Source organism: Oceanirhabdus seepicola (genome assembly GCF_023684385.1).
GTDB lineage: Bacteria > Bacillota > Clostridia > Clostridiales > Clostridiaceae > Oceanirhabdus > Oceanirhabdus seepicola.
In genome coordinates, this window is the sequence record NZ_JAGSOJ010000005.1 from 180,158 (window position 1) to 198,937 (window position 18,780).

Consider the following 18,780-nt stretch of genomic DNA (forward strand, 5'->3'; position numbering starts at 1 on the left):
TGTATTTTATCAACCACGTAATAATATATACGCAATAACCGTGCCAACTTTTAAATTATTAAAAAAATCATATTTTTTTAAAGAATTTTAACTATTTTTAACGATTTTTAAGATTCTCTCAATATTTTTCAACAATATTCTCTTTAGATAATTAATAAAGTGGATTATGTTTTTTCATCCATAACCCACTTTATCTTCACCATATTCCACTTTATTTTTTTCTTAGATAATGCATTCCGTTTTTCGTAATAATACATCCATTACGACCTATATATTTTTCAATATATCCTCGTACTTTCAATTCTTCAATAACATTTCTTAACTTATATTCCGAAATACCTTCATTAAGATATTTTATATTATATTGCTCAAGAATTTTTTTTCTTCCAATACCGCCTGTTTCTTTTGAATACTCCTCCAATATTTCCAGCACACGTTTTTCTATATGGTTTTCCTCCTCATTTTCTTCATTTATTATAAATATTTCAGGTAAAGGATTTGAAGTATCTTTCATAAGTGCGTAATATTCAGCAACATTTTTTAACTCTCTAACATTTCCTTTCCATTTATGACTAAGAAGTGCTTTTTCAATAGAATTGTTAAGAACCTTGTCCCCATTAGAATACTCCTGAAAAAGAGGAATAATATCTTCCTTTCTGTCCCTCAAAGCTGGAACCTTAAGAGGTAAAACATTTAATCTGTAATAAAGGTCTTCTCTGAAGCTTCCCCATTCAACCTCTTTAATTAGATTTTTATTTGTTGCAGCTATAATTCTAATATCAATATCTATTACCTTATCACTTCCAATTCTCATAACCTGCATTTCTTGAATGACCCTTAAAAGTCTAGATTGAAGAGAATAAGGCATATCTCCTATTTCATCTAAAAATATAGTACCATTATTAGCTTGTTCAAATAGCCCACTTTTCCCCTCTTTTCTAGCACCAGTGAACGCACCTTTATCATAACCAAAAAGTTCACTTTCTAAAAGGCTTTCGGGAAGTGCTGCACAGTTTATAGCAACAAATGGTTGTTTTTTTCTTTTGGAACTATTATGAATAGATTGGGCTAAAAGTTCTTTACCCGTACCGCTTTCACCATATATCAAAGTCGTTTTGTCAGTTGTGGCAAATCTTTCAGCCATTTTTATACATTCATCCATCTTCTTAGAAACATATATTATTTTATCAAAGGTATATTTTGCTGTAAGACCTGTAGATTTTAATTTTTCGCTTATAGTCTGTTCAAGCTTTTTAATATATGTTATATCCTTTAAAATTATAATCTTTTCCCAAGCATCGTTATATAAAATAGATGTTTTCACAGATACCATTAGGAATTTTTTATTTATTTGAATAATTTCATTATCAATGTCTCTACTTTTAATTAACGCCATGTAATCATAAGTAAATATATCTTTAATATTGTAACTTTGATTAAACTCCTTATTCCCAATCATTTCTTTACACTTATCATTACAAAGTAAAATGTCTCCAGAATTATTTATAAGAATTATTCCATCATTCGATTTTTCTAAAATAGACTTAAGGCGTTCATTTTTTTTGTAAAGTTCTTTGTATTTCTCTTTAATTCCTTCGTCAACAGTAACTATTTTATTTATATACTTTAATAATCTATTGTGAACCTCTTTATCATTCATCTCAAGCTTACTGATTATAAGTAAAAAAGTAGATGTATCAAGACATCTAACCCCCACATCTATAATATTAGATATATAAGAAGGAACTCTTTCTTTAATACCAGGAGATATTGCATAATTAATATCCCCATAATCTTCTCCTTCTTTATATGAAACAAACTGTAAATCTTTAAATTTTAACTTATATAGTAGTGAAGTTAACTGAAGAGTTGTTTCATAGTAGTCATTTACAACGAGAACTTTACTATTTTCAGGTATCTCTAATATTTGAAGCGCTTTTTCTTCAAGAATAGTTCTAGATATCACTATTATCTTTTCCTTATTCTTCACATTATTAATTACCCGCTCTATTCTATTTTCAAGCATTATAAGTATAACATCACCATCTATTATATGGTCCTTACTCATAGAATTTAAATGACAATGCTCTATGATTATTTTATTTTGAAAAACAAACTTTAGGTTTTCTTCTAATTCAGCTGATAATTCTCCTTGAAAATCTGTTACTATTACTACACTCTTCAGAATAATCACTTCCTATTCAATATGACTTTTTTCCAAAACTTACTTATGGAACTTTACACTTATTTTCTAAAAACATTATATCAAATCATACATTATTTTGTAGTTAGTTATCAAATAAAAAATAAACCACCTAAAATATAAGTGGTTTAACTATTATCCTAGATAGCCTCTCAAATTTATATACTTATTTCTTACATCTCATACGGGCTCTGGATCCTCTTTCAGCATTACTATCAAATTTATATAATTATTTCTTACACAATGTTCCCTTTCCAATGCTTATATATAAGTTCTACTGACCTTTCCATCTCTCTAAAAAACTCAGATCCAAATTTTCTTAAATACATAATCTGTCCTATGTTTTTTGCTCCAAATTTATTATCCTTTGGTAGTTTTCTTTCTAACCTGTCGTACATATCATTAAATTCTTCTCCTGTGAGATGTTTATATTCCTCATCAAATACAATATACTTTTTATCATGTCTTGTATTTATCCTTCTCTTCATATCTTCTGGATAATGACCTAAGCAAAGCATTCCTATAGGGAATACCTTATTCGGTAAATTAAACATTTCTTTATGAATTTCATAATTCTCTACAATATCACCAATATAACATGATCCTACCCCTATAGATTCTGCTGCTATAACTGCATTCTGTGCCGCAATCAAAGCATCACTTGCTGCTAAGAATAAACTTGCTGAACCTGGTTCTCTATACTCAATTTCTCTTTCCTTGCACATTTCTTCAACCTTGCAATGTTTAAAGTAATCATAAGTTCTCTCAATATCAGCTAGGAATATCAATACAACTGGTGCAGTAGCAATAAACGGTTGATTATCACATGTTTCACTCAACCTTTTTTTCTTTTCTTCATCCTTAATAACCAATATTGAATATAACATCATATTCCCCGCCGTTGGTGCTCTCAATGCTCCTTGCAGAATTATATCTAATTCCTGTTCATTGATAGGCTTGTCTGCATATTTCCTAAGAGACATCCTATTATTTAATAACTCTAATGTTGAATTCATAAATATTCCCCCCGTTTATACTATTTAATATTATCTTTAATTTCTAAGAAATTGAATTTTCTATATAAATTATAAGCTGGTTTATTATCACTATGCACATCTAAACTAATCTCTTCAAAGTCATTTTTATACATATCATTTATACATCTAGTTAATAAATCAGACCCAACACCTTTTCCACGATATTCAGCTGAAGCATGCAATGAATAGATATGTAATCTACGTTCATTTATTGGAATACCAATAAGAATCCCTACCACTTCCTCTTTATCATATGCCGTTATGATGTATCTTTTAGAAAACTCTCCAAAAACACTGTTTTGAAGATTTTCAATGAACTTATCTGGTTTTTTCCCTGCTATATCAGGATCTAATATGCCTTCTGTAAATTTTGATAGATAACACTTAAGCCTTTCTGTTAATTCTATTCCATCAACCGTTAAATATTCTATTCCCCATTTATATGAACTTTCAACCTCTTTGCTTAGAGTTCTTTTTAGGTTAATCTTCATTAAATTTCACCTCTCTTAGTCATTAAGTACTTTCCAGTTTAATGCCATTATAGTAATAATATATCACATTGACTTTTGCTAATAAAGTTATTAACATTATTGTATTGATTTCCAAAAATATATTGAATAATGGAATTTTTTGTGATATACTGAATTTCCGCTCGCAATTGGGGCTTATCTACCCTAACAAAATCGCATTTCACGAAAAGTACTTAATCTTATTAATGGAGGTGGTTAATATTTTTAGAGGATTATGTTTAGCTAAAAAATCCTTTCAAAGAGATCGTGTCTATACGCTGAATCACATTATAAATAATATTGGAAGTATCGTCTTCGGTTATATTAATGTGAGAATATGGCTCTCTGTATTAGGAAACACCCCTGAAGGTATGAAAACAGTTACTTATCTCATGGTTAACCAAGCTGGACTTTGGCTTGTAATGTTTTTCCCATATGGATGTTACATACCTGAAAAAGTCACAAGTGGTTCTATCGCCTATGAAATGTTACGGCCATACAGTCTACTATACAACAGCTTTTCTGAAATCACAGGTCATATTTTTTACAATTTCCTTTTTAAATCAATACCAATTTTTCTTTTCGGTGTATTAGTCATGGGAGTGTCTCTTCCAAATCTTAATCAAGTTATCCCCTATTTTATAACATTATCTAATGGAGTGATAATCGCATTCTTTATCAATTATTTTATTGGACTTTGGAGTATAAAATTCTTATCAATAAATGGTGTTCAAAGTATATATTATTTTGCGACTGCCATATTCAGTGGTGCATTTATTCAATTGAAATATTATCCAGAAGCTTTTAAACAGATAGTCATGAGTTTACCATTTGCATACACGTCGTATGTTCCTACTGCAGTATATCTAGGCGAATATAGTCTATTCAAAGCCTGTGTTAATCAATGGATTTGGATATTCATATTATTTATAATAGCTTATTTACTTACAGCTAGGTTAACTAAAAAAATGGCTATCCAAGGAGGTTAATATGAAAATTTTTTTAACTCTCTTCAAGGCATCCTTCAAAAGTCAAACACAATATAAATTCGATTTTTTTGTTAGTACAATCGGAAATATTTTAGCACTGTTTGGAGACTTTCTAATAATAGTATTTATACTATTACGTTTTAAAAATATTGATGGATGGCAACTTCATGAGATTGCTCTTATGTATGCAATTATTGAACTTGGCTTTGGTTTTTGTAGGTTGTTTGGAGAAGAATTCAATAAATTTGAAACATATATTCTTAAAGGTACATTTGATACCTTGCTTATTAGACCTGTATCCCCACTTATACAGATGATGCTAAGAAAAGTTGACTTTAAAAGAATAGGTATGATTACTCAAGCTGCAGCAGTAGGAATTTGGGGGCTTTCTAAATGTACTTTCATAAATAATAGTATCTATCTATACTTACCCTTCTTAATAATAGCATCAACCTTGATAAATTTTCAGGTAAGTCTCATTCTTGCATCAACAGCTTTTTGGACAGGCAAGAATAAAGATATAATTATTCTAGGACACTATTCAACACGAACAGCTGCTCAGTATCCAGCGTCAATATACCATAACGTCTTCAGTTTCATTTTAACCTTTATAATTCCATTTTTCTCAATAAACTATTATCCACTTCTTTATTACACGGGAAAATCGGATAATATATTTTATTTAATGACACCACTTTTAGCAATTATAGTTATGACTCCAATATCATATATCATATGGACTTCTGGAATTAAGAAGTATTCAAGTGCTGGAACATAGAATAAATCAAATTAAAAGGTATTATTATTATTGCTAAAGATAAAAAGATTAGCAACTTGAAGAAGAGAATAAAAATCTGAAGAAACAGTTAGATATACTAAGATGTAAACTGTATGAAAAGATATAAAGTACACAATTATATGATATACTGTATCACTCTTAAATTATTCATTAATACGTGGGGGTTAAGTTATGGAGATAACATTTCAAAATGCTACAGTCAATGATATAAATATATTATTTGAGTTAAATAAAAAGCTTATTGAGAAGTATGAAATCAACTTAAATCTTGATTTCGAAAAGATTTTTACTTGGGTTAAGAGAAAGATAGAAAATAATATAGAACTCTATCAGTGCATTTATTTTGATGGGATTAAAGCAGGTTATTATTACTTACATAATGATGGAGAAAAGCTTGAGCTTGATGACTTCTTTATTTTTGATGAATTTCAAGGGAGAGGCATAGGAACGAAGGTTATAAAATATATTGCTTCAATTTCAAAAGAAAAAAACAAGGAAGTATTTTTATACGTATTTGCAAATAACCAGGGAGCTTTTAATTTATATCTTAGGAATGGATATAAGATTGTAGAAAATATTGCTGATAGTAGATACATAATGAGTACTCAAGCGAGCTCATGTACTCATTGATGATATAAAAGTGAAGAGTGGAATTTATAATAAATTATTATTTCTTAATTTTAGTATTTTGTGAAACAATCTAGGAGGTATAATATGATAATTGAAACTGAAAGACTTGTTCTAAAAGTTTTAGATGGATCATTTGCTGATTTAGTCTTAGAATATTTTAATAGAAATAGAGAACACTTAAAGCAGTTTGATCCCTTACGAAGCGAGAACTTTTATAAAGTAGAAAATCGAAAAAAAGCATTGGATCAGGAAATACTAGATATAGATAATGGTACGCAATTAAGGCTTTGGATATTTAAGAAAACAGATATCGGTTTTAAAAAGATAATTGGAACAATCTGTTTTAGTCATATAGTAAAAGGCTTTTTCTTATCATGTTATGTAGGATATAGCATCGATAATAGTGAAACAAATAAAGGATATATAACAGAGGTTCTGAAAAAAGGAATAGATATTATGTTTCGTGAATATAACCTTCATAGAATTGAAGGTACTGTAATGCCTAAAAATATAGCTTCATTGAAGGTATTAGAAAAACTTAATTTCAAAAATGAAGGTCTGTCTACAAAATATCAAAAAATCAATGGAAAATGGGAAGATCATATTCATATGGTCTTATTAAATTCAGAAGTTGAATAGATATATACTGCACTAAACTATATATCATTAGGAGGTACATAATGGAGTTTATTACTGTTCAAGGACTAAAAAAAGAATACACTGTGTATGAAAAGAAAAGCCTCTTTAGAAGAAATAAAAGAACAATTGAAGCCCTTAAAGGGGTTGACTTTACTGTTAAAAAAGGAGAATTTTTAGGTTATATAGGGCCCAACGGTGCTGGTAAATCTACAACTATAAAAATCCTTACAGGTATTATGAATCCAAGTGATGGAATAGTAAAAGTAGGAGATTATATTCCTTATAAAGATAGGAAAAAATATGTTCAGAATATTGGAGTAGTGTTCGGACAGAAAACACAAATGTGGTGGGATCTACCTGTAAAAGATACATACGAACTTTTGAAAGGTATTTATAAAGTGGATGATAAAAAATACAAGCGTCAACTAGAGTATCTAGTTGATAAATTGTTTCTTGAAGATATTTTAAATCATCCTGTACGACAACTAAGTCTAGGTCAAAGAATGAGAGCAGAACTTGGTGCATGCATGATTCACGATCCTGAGATACTATTTCTTGATGAGCCAACAATAGGACTAGATGTGGTATCTAAACATAAAGTTGTAGACTTTCTTCAAGAAATCAACAATAAGGGAAAAACCATATTTCTCACAACCCATGATATGAAAGACATAGAGAAATTATGTAATGAAATGCTGGTTCTAAATCATGGGAATATCGTATATAAAGGAAAAGTGGATCAGTTAAAGACAATAACAGATCTTCCTATTAAGGTTATTGCGCAAATGAATATTAATGGTGAAGATAATAACTTAAATCGAATACTATCTAAACATCATGGAAAGTATGATAAGATTAAAAATCAACTAGTGTTGAATGTAAAAACCAAACAGGATACATCTGAAATTGCAAAGAACCTGTTCAACAATTTCACGGTTGAGGATTTTAAAGTTGAGGAACCTAGTATTGAGGAAATTATTAAATTAATATATACCAGCTAATAAAAGGCCAGCGGTCCTTTATTAGGTATATAATTGATAGTGTATAATATGGAAATAATGATTGCCACATTCTATTTGTTTTGTGCGGTAAATGCAATGCAATAATTACATTGCAATAGTAATATAAGATGAATAAATATTAATTTTATTTTATTTGGGAGGTATATTATGGACAAACGTTTTACATTTAATGAAGATGTTAAAAATTATGATAATTGGAGGCCAACATACTGTAAAGAATTATTCAATGATATTATTCAATACTCACAACTTAATCAAAATAAAAAAGCAGTAGAAGTTGGAATCGGTACTGGTCAAGCAACTACACCCTTTCTTATGACAGGATGTGATGTAACAGCCATCGAACTTGGAAAAAACCTAGCTGAATACTCCAAAGAAAAGTTTAAAGAATATAATAATTTTAGTGTTTATAATACTTCATTTGAGGATTTTGAGTGTAATGATAATAGTTTTGATATTCTTTACTCTGCAACAGCATTTCATTGGATTCCTGAAGATATAGGCTATCCAAAGGCATTTAAGCTATTAAAGAATAATGGAACATTAGCCTTGTTTTGGAATAAACCATCTATGAAAGAAGATGACTTATTACATCAAAAATTTCAAACTATATACCAAAAATATACATCATTCGATAATAAATCCATAGAAAGTGCTGCTGCAAGTACTACAGCAAGATATAATAGAATATCAAAAACTATTCAATCCTATGGTTTTAGAGATGTAGAAATAAAGTTATATCACCAAACACGAGTATTTGACTCTTCAGGTTATATTTCATTATTAGAAACATATTCAGACCATAGAATGCTGGAATCCTCTACAAAGAAATTATTATACAGTGAAATTGAAAATACTATTCTTGAATACGGTAATACTGTAACTATATATGACACGATAGAATTATATTTGGCAAGAAAATAATAAATTTCTTAAAACTGCAAAATCACTTTTGCAGTTTTTTTATTTGTATTATATCTCTTTTAATCTATCAACCAATTATAGAGATTCTATAGTGAATCTTGATTTATACATATCTCAAAATCACAGCGCTTCAATGAGTTTTGAATATGTATAAATTTAGTTTTGACTTGAAATCTCTATAGTTAATAAAGTCTTAAGAATTACATACAGTTATTTGTAAAATTTAAATGATATCATCTTTATAGAGTACAAAATAGATTCAAGTTCAATAATTAATTTATACATGTACAAAACACGTTAAACCGACCTGATTTTGATACGGTTATCGTATAACTTTTTCTAAGGTGTGCATAAATTAAATTTCACTAAGGAATCTATATAAAGGAAAGGTAGTGATATAATATGCTTATATTAATTTGGGGTGGTGTTACATGATGAACATACTAATATGTGATGATGATAAAGAAATTGTTGATGCTATAGAAATATACTTATCAAGTGAAGGATATGATATCTTCAAAGCTTATAATGGATTTGAAGCTTTAGATATACTTAAAGATAAAGAAATCCATTTAGTAATAATGGATATTATGATGCCAATAATGGATGGTATAAAAGCTACGAATGAGATAAGAAAGACTAGTAATATACCAGTTATTATGCTTTCAGCAAAATCAGAAGATATGGACAAGATAATGGGACTTAATGTTGGAGCAGATGATTATGTATCAAAACCCTTCAATCCACTTGAACTCATTGCTAGGGTTAAATCTCAACTAAGAAGATATACAGCTCTTGGTAGCTTCGTACCAAAGACAGGAATTTATAAAACTGGTGAATTAATTGTAGATGATGAACGAAAAGAAGTAACCATAGATGGTGAATTGATTAAGCTAACTCGTATTGAATACAAGATACTTAAAGTTTTAACAGAAGACGCTGGGAAGGTATTTTCAATAAATCAGATTTATGAGAACGCTTGGAACGAGCCTTCTTACAACCCTGAAAATACAGTGGCAGTTCATATAAGAAGAATTAGAGAGAAAATCGAAATAAATCCAAAGGAACCAAAATATTTAAAGGTGGTGTGGGGAATTGGCTATAAAATTGAAAAGTATTAAATACAGCAGTATTACAAAAACAATAGCATTCATATTATCCGTTGCTTTCTTAACAATGAGTTTGATTACTCTTGTTTACATGGATGAAAATACAAATATTTCATTAGAAGCAATCTTTCAAGATGATTATTTGAAGAGTAGTGACTTAAAATATGAGGTTAGTGATATTTCATATAATTTAGAAAGCATTTTTAAAGTATATAAAAGTGAAGAGTATATTAAGTCTGGTGTGACATTAGATGCTGAATCTGATTTTTCTTTTAATTACTCATGGGAATTAAGAAATCTTTACAGTGATTTTAAACATAATTCAAAAGAATATAATGATGGTGTAATCTCTGATAAAGAATTACAAAATAAGTTTCAATTATTATATGCTAAAGAAATCGAAAAATATAGAAATAAATATATAAATGAAGCTTTGAATACTTATAATGAACTAATTAAAAAAATCAATAATATTGATGGATTATATTATTACATGTCAAGTGAAGAATACGAAACTTCCAACTCTCAAAATAAATCTAAAGACTTTTTTACTTCTAAACCTGTATATAAATTATTTGACAAGGATGGTTATCAATATTCGTCAGATTACTTGGTTAATCAATATTATTCATCAAATAAATTAAGTTATTATCCACAAGATATATTATATATTGCATTTGATGATACCTTCTTAGATCCTTTAGCTAATAAATGGTATGCAGATCGTGAGGTATTACTATCGTACTTATCGCTTGTTGCCTTTTTAATGGTAGGATTTATTGCTTGTATCGTTTACCTCTTAATCTATTCTGGTCGAAAAGCTAATGATGATAATATTCATCTAACTTTAATAGACAAGTTGTATGTAGATGTAAATATTATTGCAACTTTATCTATTATAGGATGTTGTTTTGCTATTATTGATGGGAATTTCAACAATTTTCAATATGTATTTTTAATAATATTCTTGGCTATAGCATTTTCATTTGGTATTAATCTGTTATTGAGTATAATAAAGCATATTAAAAACAAAACAATCATTAAACACAATTTATCATATAAAATTTTAGCCAAAATATATTCATTTATAATAAGATTATTCAATAGTCTTCCAGTAGCAATTAGAATGATTCCTTCTCCTAAAAAAGCTGCTGATTTAAACAATATAATTCAAGGGGTAGACCAAATTAAAAATGGTGAATTGGATTATGTGATAAAGACAAGTTCTCAAGGGATTTATAGTGATTTAGCTAAAGATATTAATGGTATTGCTAGCGGTCTGAAAGCTGCTGTAAATAATGAACTTAAAAGTGAACGATTAAAAACTGAGCTCATTAGTAATGTCTCTCATGATATAAGAACACCACTTACTTCTATAATAAACTATGTTGATTTATTAAAAAGAGAGGGAGTTGACTCAAAAAATACAGAGAAGTATTTAAATATATTAGAACAGAAATCACAACGACTTAAAACTCTTACTGATGATTTGTTTGAGGCTTCAAAAGCTTCCAGTGGTGATATTCCTGTTAATTTGTCAAAAGTAGATGTATCATCTTTATTAATTCAATGTATGGGAGAGCTAGATGATAAGATAGTTGCTTCAAATCTAGATTTTCAACTGGATTATCCTGAAGAAAAAGTATTCGTTGAAGCTGATGGCAGATTATTATGGCGTGTATTAGAGAATCTTATATCCAATATACTGAAATATTCGCTTCAGAATACTAGAGTTTATATTAATGTTATTCCTTCAGATAATACCACTTCTATTGTGTTAAAGAATATATCTTCATCTAAACTTAATATTAATGCTGATGAATTAACTGAACGATTCAAACGTGGTGATGAGTCTAGAACTAGTGAAGGAAGTGGTCTTGGATTATCAATAGCGAAGAGTCTTGTTGAATTACAAAAGGGTAATTTTGATATAAATATAGATGGTGATTTATTTAAAGTGACTATTAATATGCCAACCTATAAAGATTAATATTTATAGCCTTGCATTTCAGCAAGGCTTTTCCCTTGGATAGTTAAAACTGTCCCCATTTTTTCAATAAACACTCCACCGTTAACGTCTCTTTTTCTTTTCCTTTTATATCTAATACTATTTTCCCTTTATCTAACATAATGAGCCTATTACCATACTCTAATGCAGTTTTTAAGTTATGTGTTATCATAATAGTGGTTAGTTTATTCTTTTCAACTATATTTTTTGTTTGTTCCATAATTATTTTAGAAGTTTTAGGATCTAATGCTGATGTATGCTCATCTAATAATAGTAATTTTGGTGTTTTTAATGTTGCCATAGTCAATGAGATTGCTTGTCTTTGTCCTCCTGATAAAAGTCCCACTTCTGTATTTAATTGCTCTTCCAGCCCTAGTTCAAGTTCTTTTAATGCCTCAATGTAATCAGATTTTCTCTTCTTATTTAACCCTAATGAAAGTCCGAATCTCTTACCTTTGTTATCTGCCATAGATAAATTTTCAAATACAGTCATATTAGATGAGGTTCCTTTACTTGGCTCTTGATATACTTTTGATATAAATCTCTTTCTTTTAAAAGAATTAAGCTTTTCAATATTATTATTATCAAATATTATTTCACCTTCTTCTATTTCTAGGTCACCAGTTAACATATTCATGAAAGTGGATTTTCCAGCGCCATTACCTCCTACTACGGATATAAATTCGCCCTCCTCAACTTTCAAGTCTAATTTATCAAATATAACTTTCTCTCCATCTATTGTATTGAATTTCTTCACTACTTTTTTCAATTCAATCATCTCGTCACCCCTAATTCTTTAGTGAATAACTTTCTTATATTATGCTTTTTGCTATCCATTACTAATATTCCCAGGAGAATCACTGCCGTTATCAATTTTAAATCACTTGCTGCAAACCCAATCTCCAATGATAAAGCAATAATTAATCTATAAACAACACTTCCCATTATAACCATAGTTGTTAATTTAATATGCTTGTTCGATTTTAATATTTGCTCACCTAATATAATAGAAGCAAGCCCAGTCACAAGTATTCCTGTTCCCATACTTATATCTGCAAATCCTTGATACTGAGCCAAAATTCCTCCTGATAATGCAACTAACCCATTTGCTATCATAAGTCCGATTATCTTATATTTCTTATCATCTAATCCAAGTGAATTTACCACATTAGGATTATCACCTAATGACCTTAACACATATCCAAACTTAGTTTTCATTAAATAATCTATCAGTACTTTGCATGCGATTAATAATATAAATATAATTAATAATGCTGGATAATTACTCTTAAATATATGCTCCTGGTTGAAAACATGAATATTTGCCTTTCCCATTATTCTTAAATTCACACTATATAAAGCAATCATTACGATTATTCCTGATAATAAATTAGTAATATTGAATTTTGTGTGGATATATCCTGTAACAAATCCCGAAATTCCTCCTGCCATTGTTGCTATTAACAATGCAATAACGGGTGAATATCCATTTACTAAAAGTGTAGATGCAACAGCAGCTCCCAAAGGAAAGCTACCGTCAACAGATAAATCTGGAAAGTTCAATATTTTATAAGACATACTAATTCCTAATGCTGTTATTGCAAATATTAATCCTTGTTCTAAAATTGAAACTATATTCATCTCCCTCTCCCCCTATCTAAATATTGCTCTTTCCTTAATCTCATCAGGTAAAGTTATACTATATTTATTAACTGCTTCTTTATTAATAATTAGTTCTGTCTCCTGTAATGTCTCAACCGGAATATCCGTAACCTTTTCGCCATTTAATATTTTTACAATCATCTCACCAGTTTGATATCCAACTTTATAATTATTTATTCCTTCTGCCGCTAATGCTCCTTGTTTAACATAATCATCAACAGCTGCAATTATTGGAACATTTGCTTCATCACATTTTTTCACAATCAATGGATATGCTGATGCTAAAGAGTTATCCACATGTGTATATAAAGCATCCACATTTTTAAGGACTTTATCCAGAGCTAGGGATATCTCGTTTGTATTAGTAATGCTTGAAATTTCAAGTTCTAATCCTAATTTTTCAGCTTCTTCTTTTGCAATATTCACTTGTATTTCAGAATTTAACTCACTTGAGTTATATATAATTCCTACTCTCTTAGCATTTGGTATAAGACTTTTCAATAATTCTAACTGCTTTCTAATAGGAGTCATATCACTAACACCAGTTATATTTTTTCCAATTAATCCAGCACTCTCTGGATCAGTAACTCCCGAAAAAACTATAGGCATATCCTTTAAATTGTTAAATGCTGCTTGTGCACTTGGAGTAGTAATTGCTACAACAACATCCTTTTTATCAAATGACTTTGCAATCAATTGAGTATTTTCTATATTCCCTTGAGCATTCTTGAATTCTATATTTATCTTTTCTCCTTCTTTAAACCCATTTTCACTTAATGCATCCACAATGCCTTTTCTTATATACTCAAGTGATGGATGTTCTACTATCTGAGTCATTCCAATCTGAATTATCTCATTTGAATTATTTTTTTGTCCACAACCTGCTAAAATAAACATTACTGCAAATATAAATAAACTTATTTTTCTTAATCTATGTGTCATAATATCTCTCCCTTATTTTCTTTAATTTTTTCGAATTTCTAAAACCATAAAAAACATTTCTATATAAATAACTTCATGTGAATTCCATATTCATAAAATCTCTCCTTTCCAAAATAAAAATTTAGCACGCAAAAAAGCCCTCTACACGCTTAATAGCGTATAGAGGGCGAATATATCGCGGTACCACCTCATATTAAAGGTATAATAAAAATACCTTTATCTCACTTCAAATACGGGATTTTTTATCCGATATCTTATCTCTATAACGGGAGAACCCGTGTCACCTACTATTATTTCAGCTTCAGCTCATGAGTCCATTCGGTTAAGGCTCATGAAGAAAATAAAATAGTCAGATTCCGAAGTGCTTTTGAGTATTTTCTAGGCACTCAACACGCGCATACAAGTGTATGTAAGTGATTGTGTAACGACGAAAATACTTAAAAGAACGAGTAAGATGGCTATTTAATTTTTTGAATGTGCCTAAATTTCATAATATCAAACTCCCACCAATGTTTGACTCTCTGTGATTACTCCATATACCTACTACTCTCAATCATAGCTTTAAAAATTCAATTTTTGTATTAAGACAAAGTATATATTATAATTTGCAAGTTGTCAACAAAATTATTTCATTATGAACTTACAATATAACCTCAATCTCAGTGCCTTCTCCTAGCTTACTACTTATCTTTATATTTCCACCATGAGCCTTAACAATATCCTTTGCTATCGCCATTCCAAGCCCTGAACCTTTATGTCTTTCCCCAGTATTTGTTCCTCTATAATATCTTTCAAAGATGTATTTAATCTCATCAGGATTAATTCCTCTTCCATTATCTTTTACAAATATATGTACATTTTCATCTCTGATAATTTGAACCTCTATCTTAACATTATTATCATTATGAATGAGCGCATTATACATTAAATTATTGATTACTCTTTTTATTAATATATCGTCTATTTCTTTTAAAATAGTATTCTCTTCACAAACAAAATTAATATCCCTATTGCTATAAATAGGATCATTCAATATATCTATTACAGCTTCTCTAACTAACTTTACTAAGTTTATCTCCTTCTTCTTTAACATGGAAATATTATTTTTAATCCTTGTGGTGAAATTCAAATCATCTACAAGTTCTTTTATATAATTAGATTTTTTATCTATTACATCAGTATAGCTTTTACTCTCCTCTTTAGAAAGCTCATATTCGCCACTTAGAAGTTCTGCATATCCCTTGATAGATGCTAATGGAGTTTTTATATCATGTGAAATATTAGCTATCCATTCTTCCCTCATTTCATCTAACTTCTTTCGCTCTTTTTCGTTCTCCTTAAGGGTATGCGAGAGGTTATTAAGATTATAATTAACATCCTTATAGATTCCTTTTGTAGAATATTGAAGATTATAATCGCCTTCTCCTAATTTCTCTACTCCTTTAATAATTTTTCCTATAGGCTTTGTAAGTCTTCTGCTAAATAAATAACCAAATATTAAAGCTATTATTGAATCAATAATAAGCACAATTTTGCTTATACTCTTTATTACTTGTAATAATCCATCATCTGTATAAATTAAAACTTGCTTCTTTACAGTACGCCTAGGGAAACCCATGATATAACTATACTGTATATCATTAATAACTTTATCTCCCAAAAATATAGTGGATATATCATTTATCTCATCTATATATTTATAACTGTGAACAAGCTGAATAGGTGTGTATCTAGTGGGAACAGTTTCAGGTTTTTGATAATTATACACTTCCATACTATTCTCATCTAGTACTTGTATCCATATATCACCTTCATCTAACATCTTTTTTCCTTCATCACTTACATTTAACTGATTATTATCATTTAATATGAAATGGTGAAAACCCCTCACAAACTGCTCAGGACTAATATTTTGTGACATAACTTCATCTCTAATCTCAGTATTGTCATTTACCAGCGTTATTCCTATAAAAATAGCAACTATATTTATGATCATAACTATTAAAACTACACTTATAACTGTACCTACAAACTTAAATGTTAACTTCCATTTCATATACTATTCACCTTCTATAGAGAGCTTATATCCAAGCCCTTTAACATTGATAATATATTTAGGTTTTGAAGGATTATCTTCTATTTTTTCTCTAAGCCTTCTTATGTGTACCATTATTGTATTATCAAATCCTATGTAATCCTCGCCCCACACCTCATCACATATGCGTTCTTTGCTTATAATCTTATTAGGGTTCTTAGCTAGATATAAAAATAGTTTGAGTTCTTTAGGTTTAAGTTCAAGATTTACTCCATTCTTTAAAATCACCATTTCATCTTCCTTTATTTCAAAAGGTCCAAAGGATAAAGTCTTTTCATCATTGATAGTTATAACATTTCTTCTTAACTGCGCTTTAATCCTATAGAACACTTCCTTAGGGCTAAATGGCTTTGTTATATAGTCATCCCCACCTAATGCAAAACCAAGTATCCTATCCATCTCCTCTGTTTTAGCAGATAAGAAAAGAATTGGTACCATTGAGGTTTCCCTTATCTTCTTACATACTTCATACCCTTCTTTATCTGGGAGCATAATATCTAATATTATAATATCTGGTTGTGTTGACTCAAACAATTGTAATCCTTTAATCCCCGTTTCTGCAGTGTAAATATTTTTGAATCCTTCCTTGGATAATACTGTTGATAATAATCTCAATATATCCTCTTCATCATCTATGATTAGTATTTTCTTTTCTTTTATTAAAGTTTCCATCATGTGTCCTCCGATTATATTAATTATCACTTTGCTCTTCAAACTTATTGTGTGTTATTTTCTTTTTTCTATATTGGTTTGGAGTACAACCTTCATATTTTTTAAAGGTGTTAGTAAAATAACTTTGACTTTTAAACCCAAATTGAAGTGCTATATCCAAAATGGAATAGTCAGAGTAATTCAACAAACGCTTAGCTTCTTGTATTCTAAGCTTTAAAATATAGTTTTGGAAGGTGATACCCATTTCTTTTTTAAAGAGAGCCGAAAGATATTTTGGATGAAGCTTTACCTTTTTCGCTACTTGTTCAAGAGATATTTCTTCAGTTAAATGTTCATAAATATATTTAATAGCTTTTTGAACTGAAGGCTTAACTTTTATCAGCCCTAATTTAGTAACACTTTCCACAAATTCTTCTAGCACACTATTTGAAATGGTGATTAATTGAGTTAAGTTGTTGCAACTTTCAATTAACCTTAAATATGTATCCTTAAGTGTATAGACAAAATCAGCATCCACTCCCCCTTCTATTACTGATCTAGCTAAAGAAGAGCAATGAATAATTAAATAATTTTTGGCATTACGAATTGGATCCACTCCTGGTAATTCAACCATCTCATATTTACTTAACTTATCTTTAATTTTTTTTGCATTACTTAAATCACCAGACTTCACATAATCATATAAATCTTTTGATAAAATATATGGATTTCTTTTAAGGTTTTCTTCTCTATTTTTTATAATCTGATAAGAAAGTACTTCCTCTGCCTTATTTTTGATTTCTTTATTATTTAAAGAATGAATATCAAATAAATTAATTTTGTTTTCAACTAAAGTAATAAGAAATTTTGATAAATATAATAATCTGTTATGATCAACAACCTTTAGTTCATTATAAAATTGCATTAATGTAGGTTTCATACTCAAAGTCATTTTATGTTTTTCAATTAATTTATCTATATCTAATGAGTCAGGAGATAATAATAAAAAAGGTCCTGCTGTTAATACCCCTCTAAATATCTTTTTATGCCATAGTCCTACAGAAACATAGGATAACTGATAATCATTTGTATAATAAAAATATTTTCTTGCTCTTCCCCATTTAGAAAAAACATGAACAAATTTTTCATAATCTATTTTTTCATCAGTGAAAATTGAGAAATCTAAGATGTTTTCCTCTGGAAAAACCTGTTGGATTTTAAGATTAGTATCTATGAATCTAATAGGTATTAAACTTGAATAATAAAAAATTCCCATCATCTCATTTAGTACATCTATATTTATTGATTCTATGTCAGAAAATATCATTGATAGCCCCCCTAATTTAACATATTATATCATAAAAAAATATTCTTTTAACAATTCAATATGGAAATAACTCAAAAAAGCTTACTTAAACATAAAAACGCTTTTTAAAATTGTACTATACTTCTATTTATATACACCTAAAATTAAATAATCTCATGGCTATTTAAAAATTTAAGGATGTACATCAAAAACATGCTGTAACTTATACAGTACTTACTATTACTGGAGGAAAGA

The 18,780-nt window shown here is 29.0% G+C and carries 17 protein-coding genes; 8 read left to right on the forward strand and 9 right to left on the reverse strand.

Going from position 1 to position 18,780, the window contains the following annotated elements:
• Positions 1-211: 211 nt before the first annotated feature.
• The 3 genes from KDK92_RS20890 to KDK92_RS20900 all read right to left on the reverse strand — a co-directional run bounded on the left by KDK92_RS20890 (position 212) and on the right by KDK92_RS20900 (position 3,731).
• Complete coding sequence (locus KDK92_RS20890) at positions 212-2,194, reverse strand: sigma-54 interaction domain-containing protein (protein ID WP_250861355.1); 1,983 nt, start codon at positions 2,192-2,194, stop codon at positions 212-214.
• Between the two features lie 245 nt (positions 2,195-2,439).
• A complete protein-coding gene (locus KDK92_RS20895) occupies positions 2,440-3,219 on the reverse strand; it encodes a nitroreductase family protein (protein ID WP_250861356.1) in 780 nt (259 codons plus the stop codon).
• 20 nt (positions 3,220-3,239) lie between these two features.
• Complete coding sequence (locus tag KDK92_RS20900) at positions 3,240-3,731, reverse strand: GNAT family N-acetyltransferase (RefSeq protein WP_250861357.1); 492 nt, start codon at positions 3,729-3,731, stop codon at positions 3,240-3,242.
• A gap of 347 nt (positions 3,732-4,078) precedes the next feature.
• Here KDK92_RS20900 and KDK92_RS20905 point away from each other — a divergent pair, with 347 nt between their 5' ends.
• The 8 genes from KDK92_RS20905 to KDK92_RS20940 all read left to right on the forward strand — a co-directional run bounded on the left by KDK92_RS20905 (position 4,079) and on the right by KDK92_RS20940 (position 11,851).
• Entirely contained in the window at positions 4,079-4,738 is a 660-nt protein-coding gene (locus tag KDK92_RS20905) for an ABC-2 family transporter protein (RefSeq protein ID WP_250861358.1), read from the forward strand.
• 1 nt (position 4,739) lies between these two features.
• Positions 4,740-5,516 carry an ABC transporter permease gene (locus KDK92_RS20910; protein ID WP_250861359.1) on the forward strand — a complete coding sequence of 259 codons (777 nt, stop codon included), beginning with the start codon at positions 4,740-4,742 and terminating at the stop codon, positions 5,514-5,516.
• Positions 5,517-5,708: 192 nt separating this feature from the next.
• Positions 5,709-6,167, forward strand: a complete 459-nt coding sequence (locus KDK92_RS20915) for a GNAT family N-acetyltransferase (protein WP_250861360.1) — start codon at positions 5,709-5,711, stop codon at positions 6,165-6,167.
• 84 nt (positions 6,168-6,251) lie between these two features.
• Positions 6,252-6,806, forward strand: coding sequence for a GNAT family N-acetyltransferase (locus tag KDK92_RS20920; RefSeq protein WP_250861361.1), 555 nt, complete (start codon positions 6,252-6,254; stop codon positions 6,804-6,806).
• Positions 6,807-6,847: 41 nt separating this feature from the next.
• Positions 6,848-7,807 carry an ABC transporter ATP-binding protein gene (locus tag KDK92_RS20925; protein ID WP_250861362.1) on the forward strand — a complete coding sequence of 320 codons (960 nt, stop codon included), beginning with the start codon at positions 6,848-6,850 and terminating at the stop codon, positions 7,805-7,807.
• Between the two features lie 168 nt (positions 7,808-7,975).
• Positions 7,976-8,752: a class I SAM-dependent methyltransferase gene (locus tag KDK92_RS20930; protein ID WP_250861363.1), complete on the forward strand. Its 777-nt coding sequence runs from the start codon at positions 7,976-7,978 to the stop codon at positions 8,750-8,752.
• 434 nt (positions 8,753-9,186) lie between these two features.
• Entirely contained in the window at positions 9,187-9,873 is a 687-nt protein-coding gene (locus tag KDK92_RS20935; RefSeq protein ID WP_250861521.1) for a response regulator transcription factor, read from the forward strand.
• Positions 9,848-11,851, forward strand: coding sequence for a sensor histidine kinase (locus KDK92_RS20940; RefSeq protein ID WP_250861364.1), 2,004 nt, complete (start codon positions 9,848-9,850; stop codon positions 11,849-11,851). The genes KDK92_RS20935 and KDK92_RS20940 overlap by 26 nt, the downstream gene beginning before the upstream one ends.
• A gap of 43 nt (positions 11,852-11,894) precedes the next feature.
• Here KDK92_RS20940 and KDK92_RS20945 read toward each other — a convergent pair whose 3' ends face one another.
• The 6 genes from KDK92_RS20945 to KDK92_RS20970 all read right to left on the reverse strand — a co-directional run bounded on the left by KDK92_RS20945 (position 11,895) and on the right by KDK92_RS20970 (position 18,546).
• Entirely contained in the window at positions 11,895-12,647 is a 753-nt protein-coding gene (locus KDK92_RS20945) for an ABC transporter ATP-binding protein (protein WP_250861365.1), read from the reverse strand.
• Positions 12,644-13,510, reverse strand: coding sequence for an ABC transporter permease (locus KDK92_RS20950; RefSeq protein ID WP_250861366.1), 867 nt, complete (start codon positions 13,508-13,510; stop codon positions 12,644-12,646). Before KDK92_RS20950 ends, KDK92_RS20945 begins: the two co-directional genes overlap by 4 nt.
• 12 nt (positions 13,511-13,522) lie before the next feature.
• Complete coding sequence (locus KDK92_RS20955) at positions 13,523-14,473, reverse strand: ABC transporter substrate-binding protein (RefSeq protein ID WP_250861367.1); 951 nt, start codon at positions 14,471-14,473, stop codon at positions 13,523-13,525.
• Between the two features lie 640 nt (positions 14,474-15,113).
• Positions 15,114-16,529 carry a HAMP domain-containing sensor histidine kinase gene (locus tag KDK92_RS20960; RefSeq protein WP_250861368.1) on the reverse strand — a complete coding sequence of 472 codons (1,416 nt, stop codon included), beginning with the start codon at positions 16,527-16,529 and terminating at the stop codon, positions 15,114-15,116.
• A 3-nt stretch (positions 16,530-16,532) separates the two neighbouring features.
• A complete protein-coding gene (locus KDK92_RS20965) occupies positions 16,533-17,240 on the reverse strand; it encodes a response regulator transcription factor (RefSeq protein WP_250861369.1) in 708 nt (235 codons plus the stop codon).
• Between the two features lie 19 nt (positions 17,241-17,259).
• A complete protein-coding gene (locus tag KDK92_RS20970) occupies positions 17,260-18,546 on the reverse strand; it encodes an AraC family transcriptional regulator (RefSeq protein ID WP_250861370.1) in 1,287 nt (428 codons plus the stop codon).
• Positions 18,547-18,780: the final 234 nt, after the last annotated feature.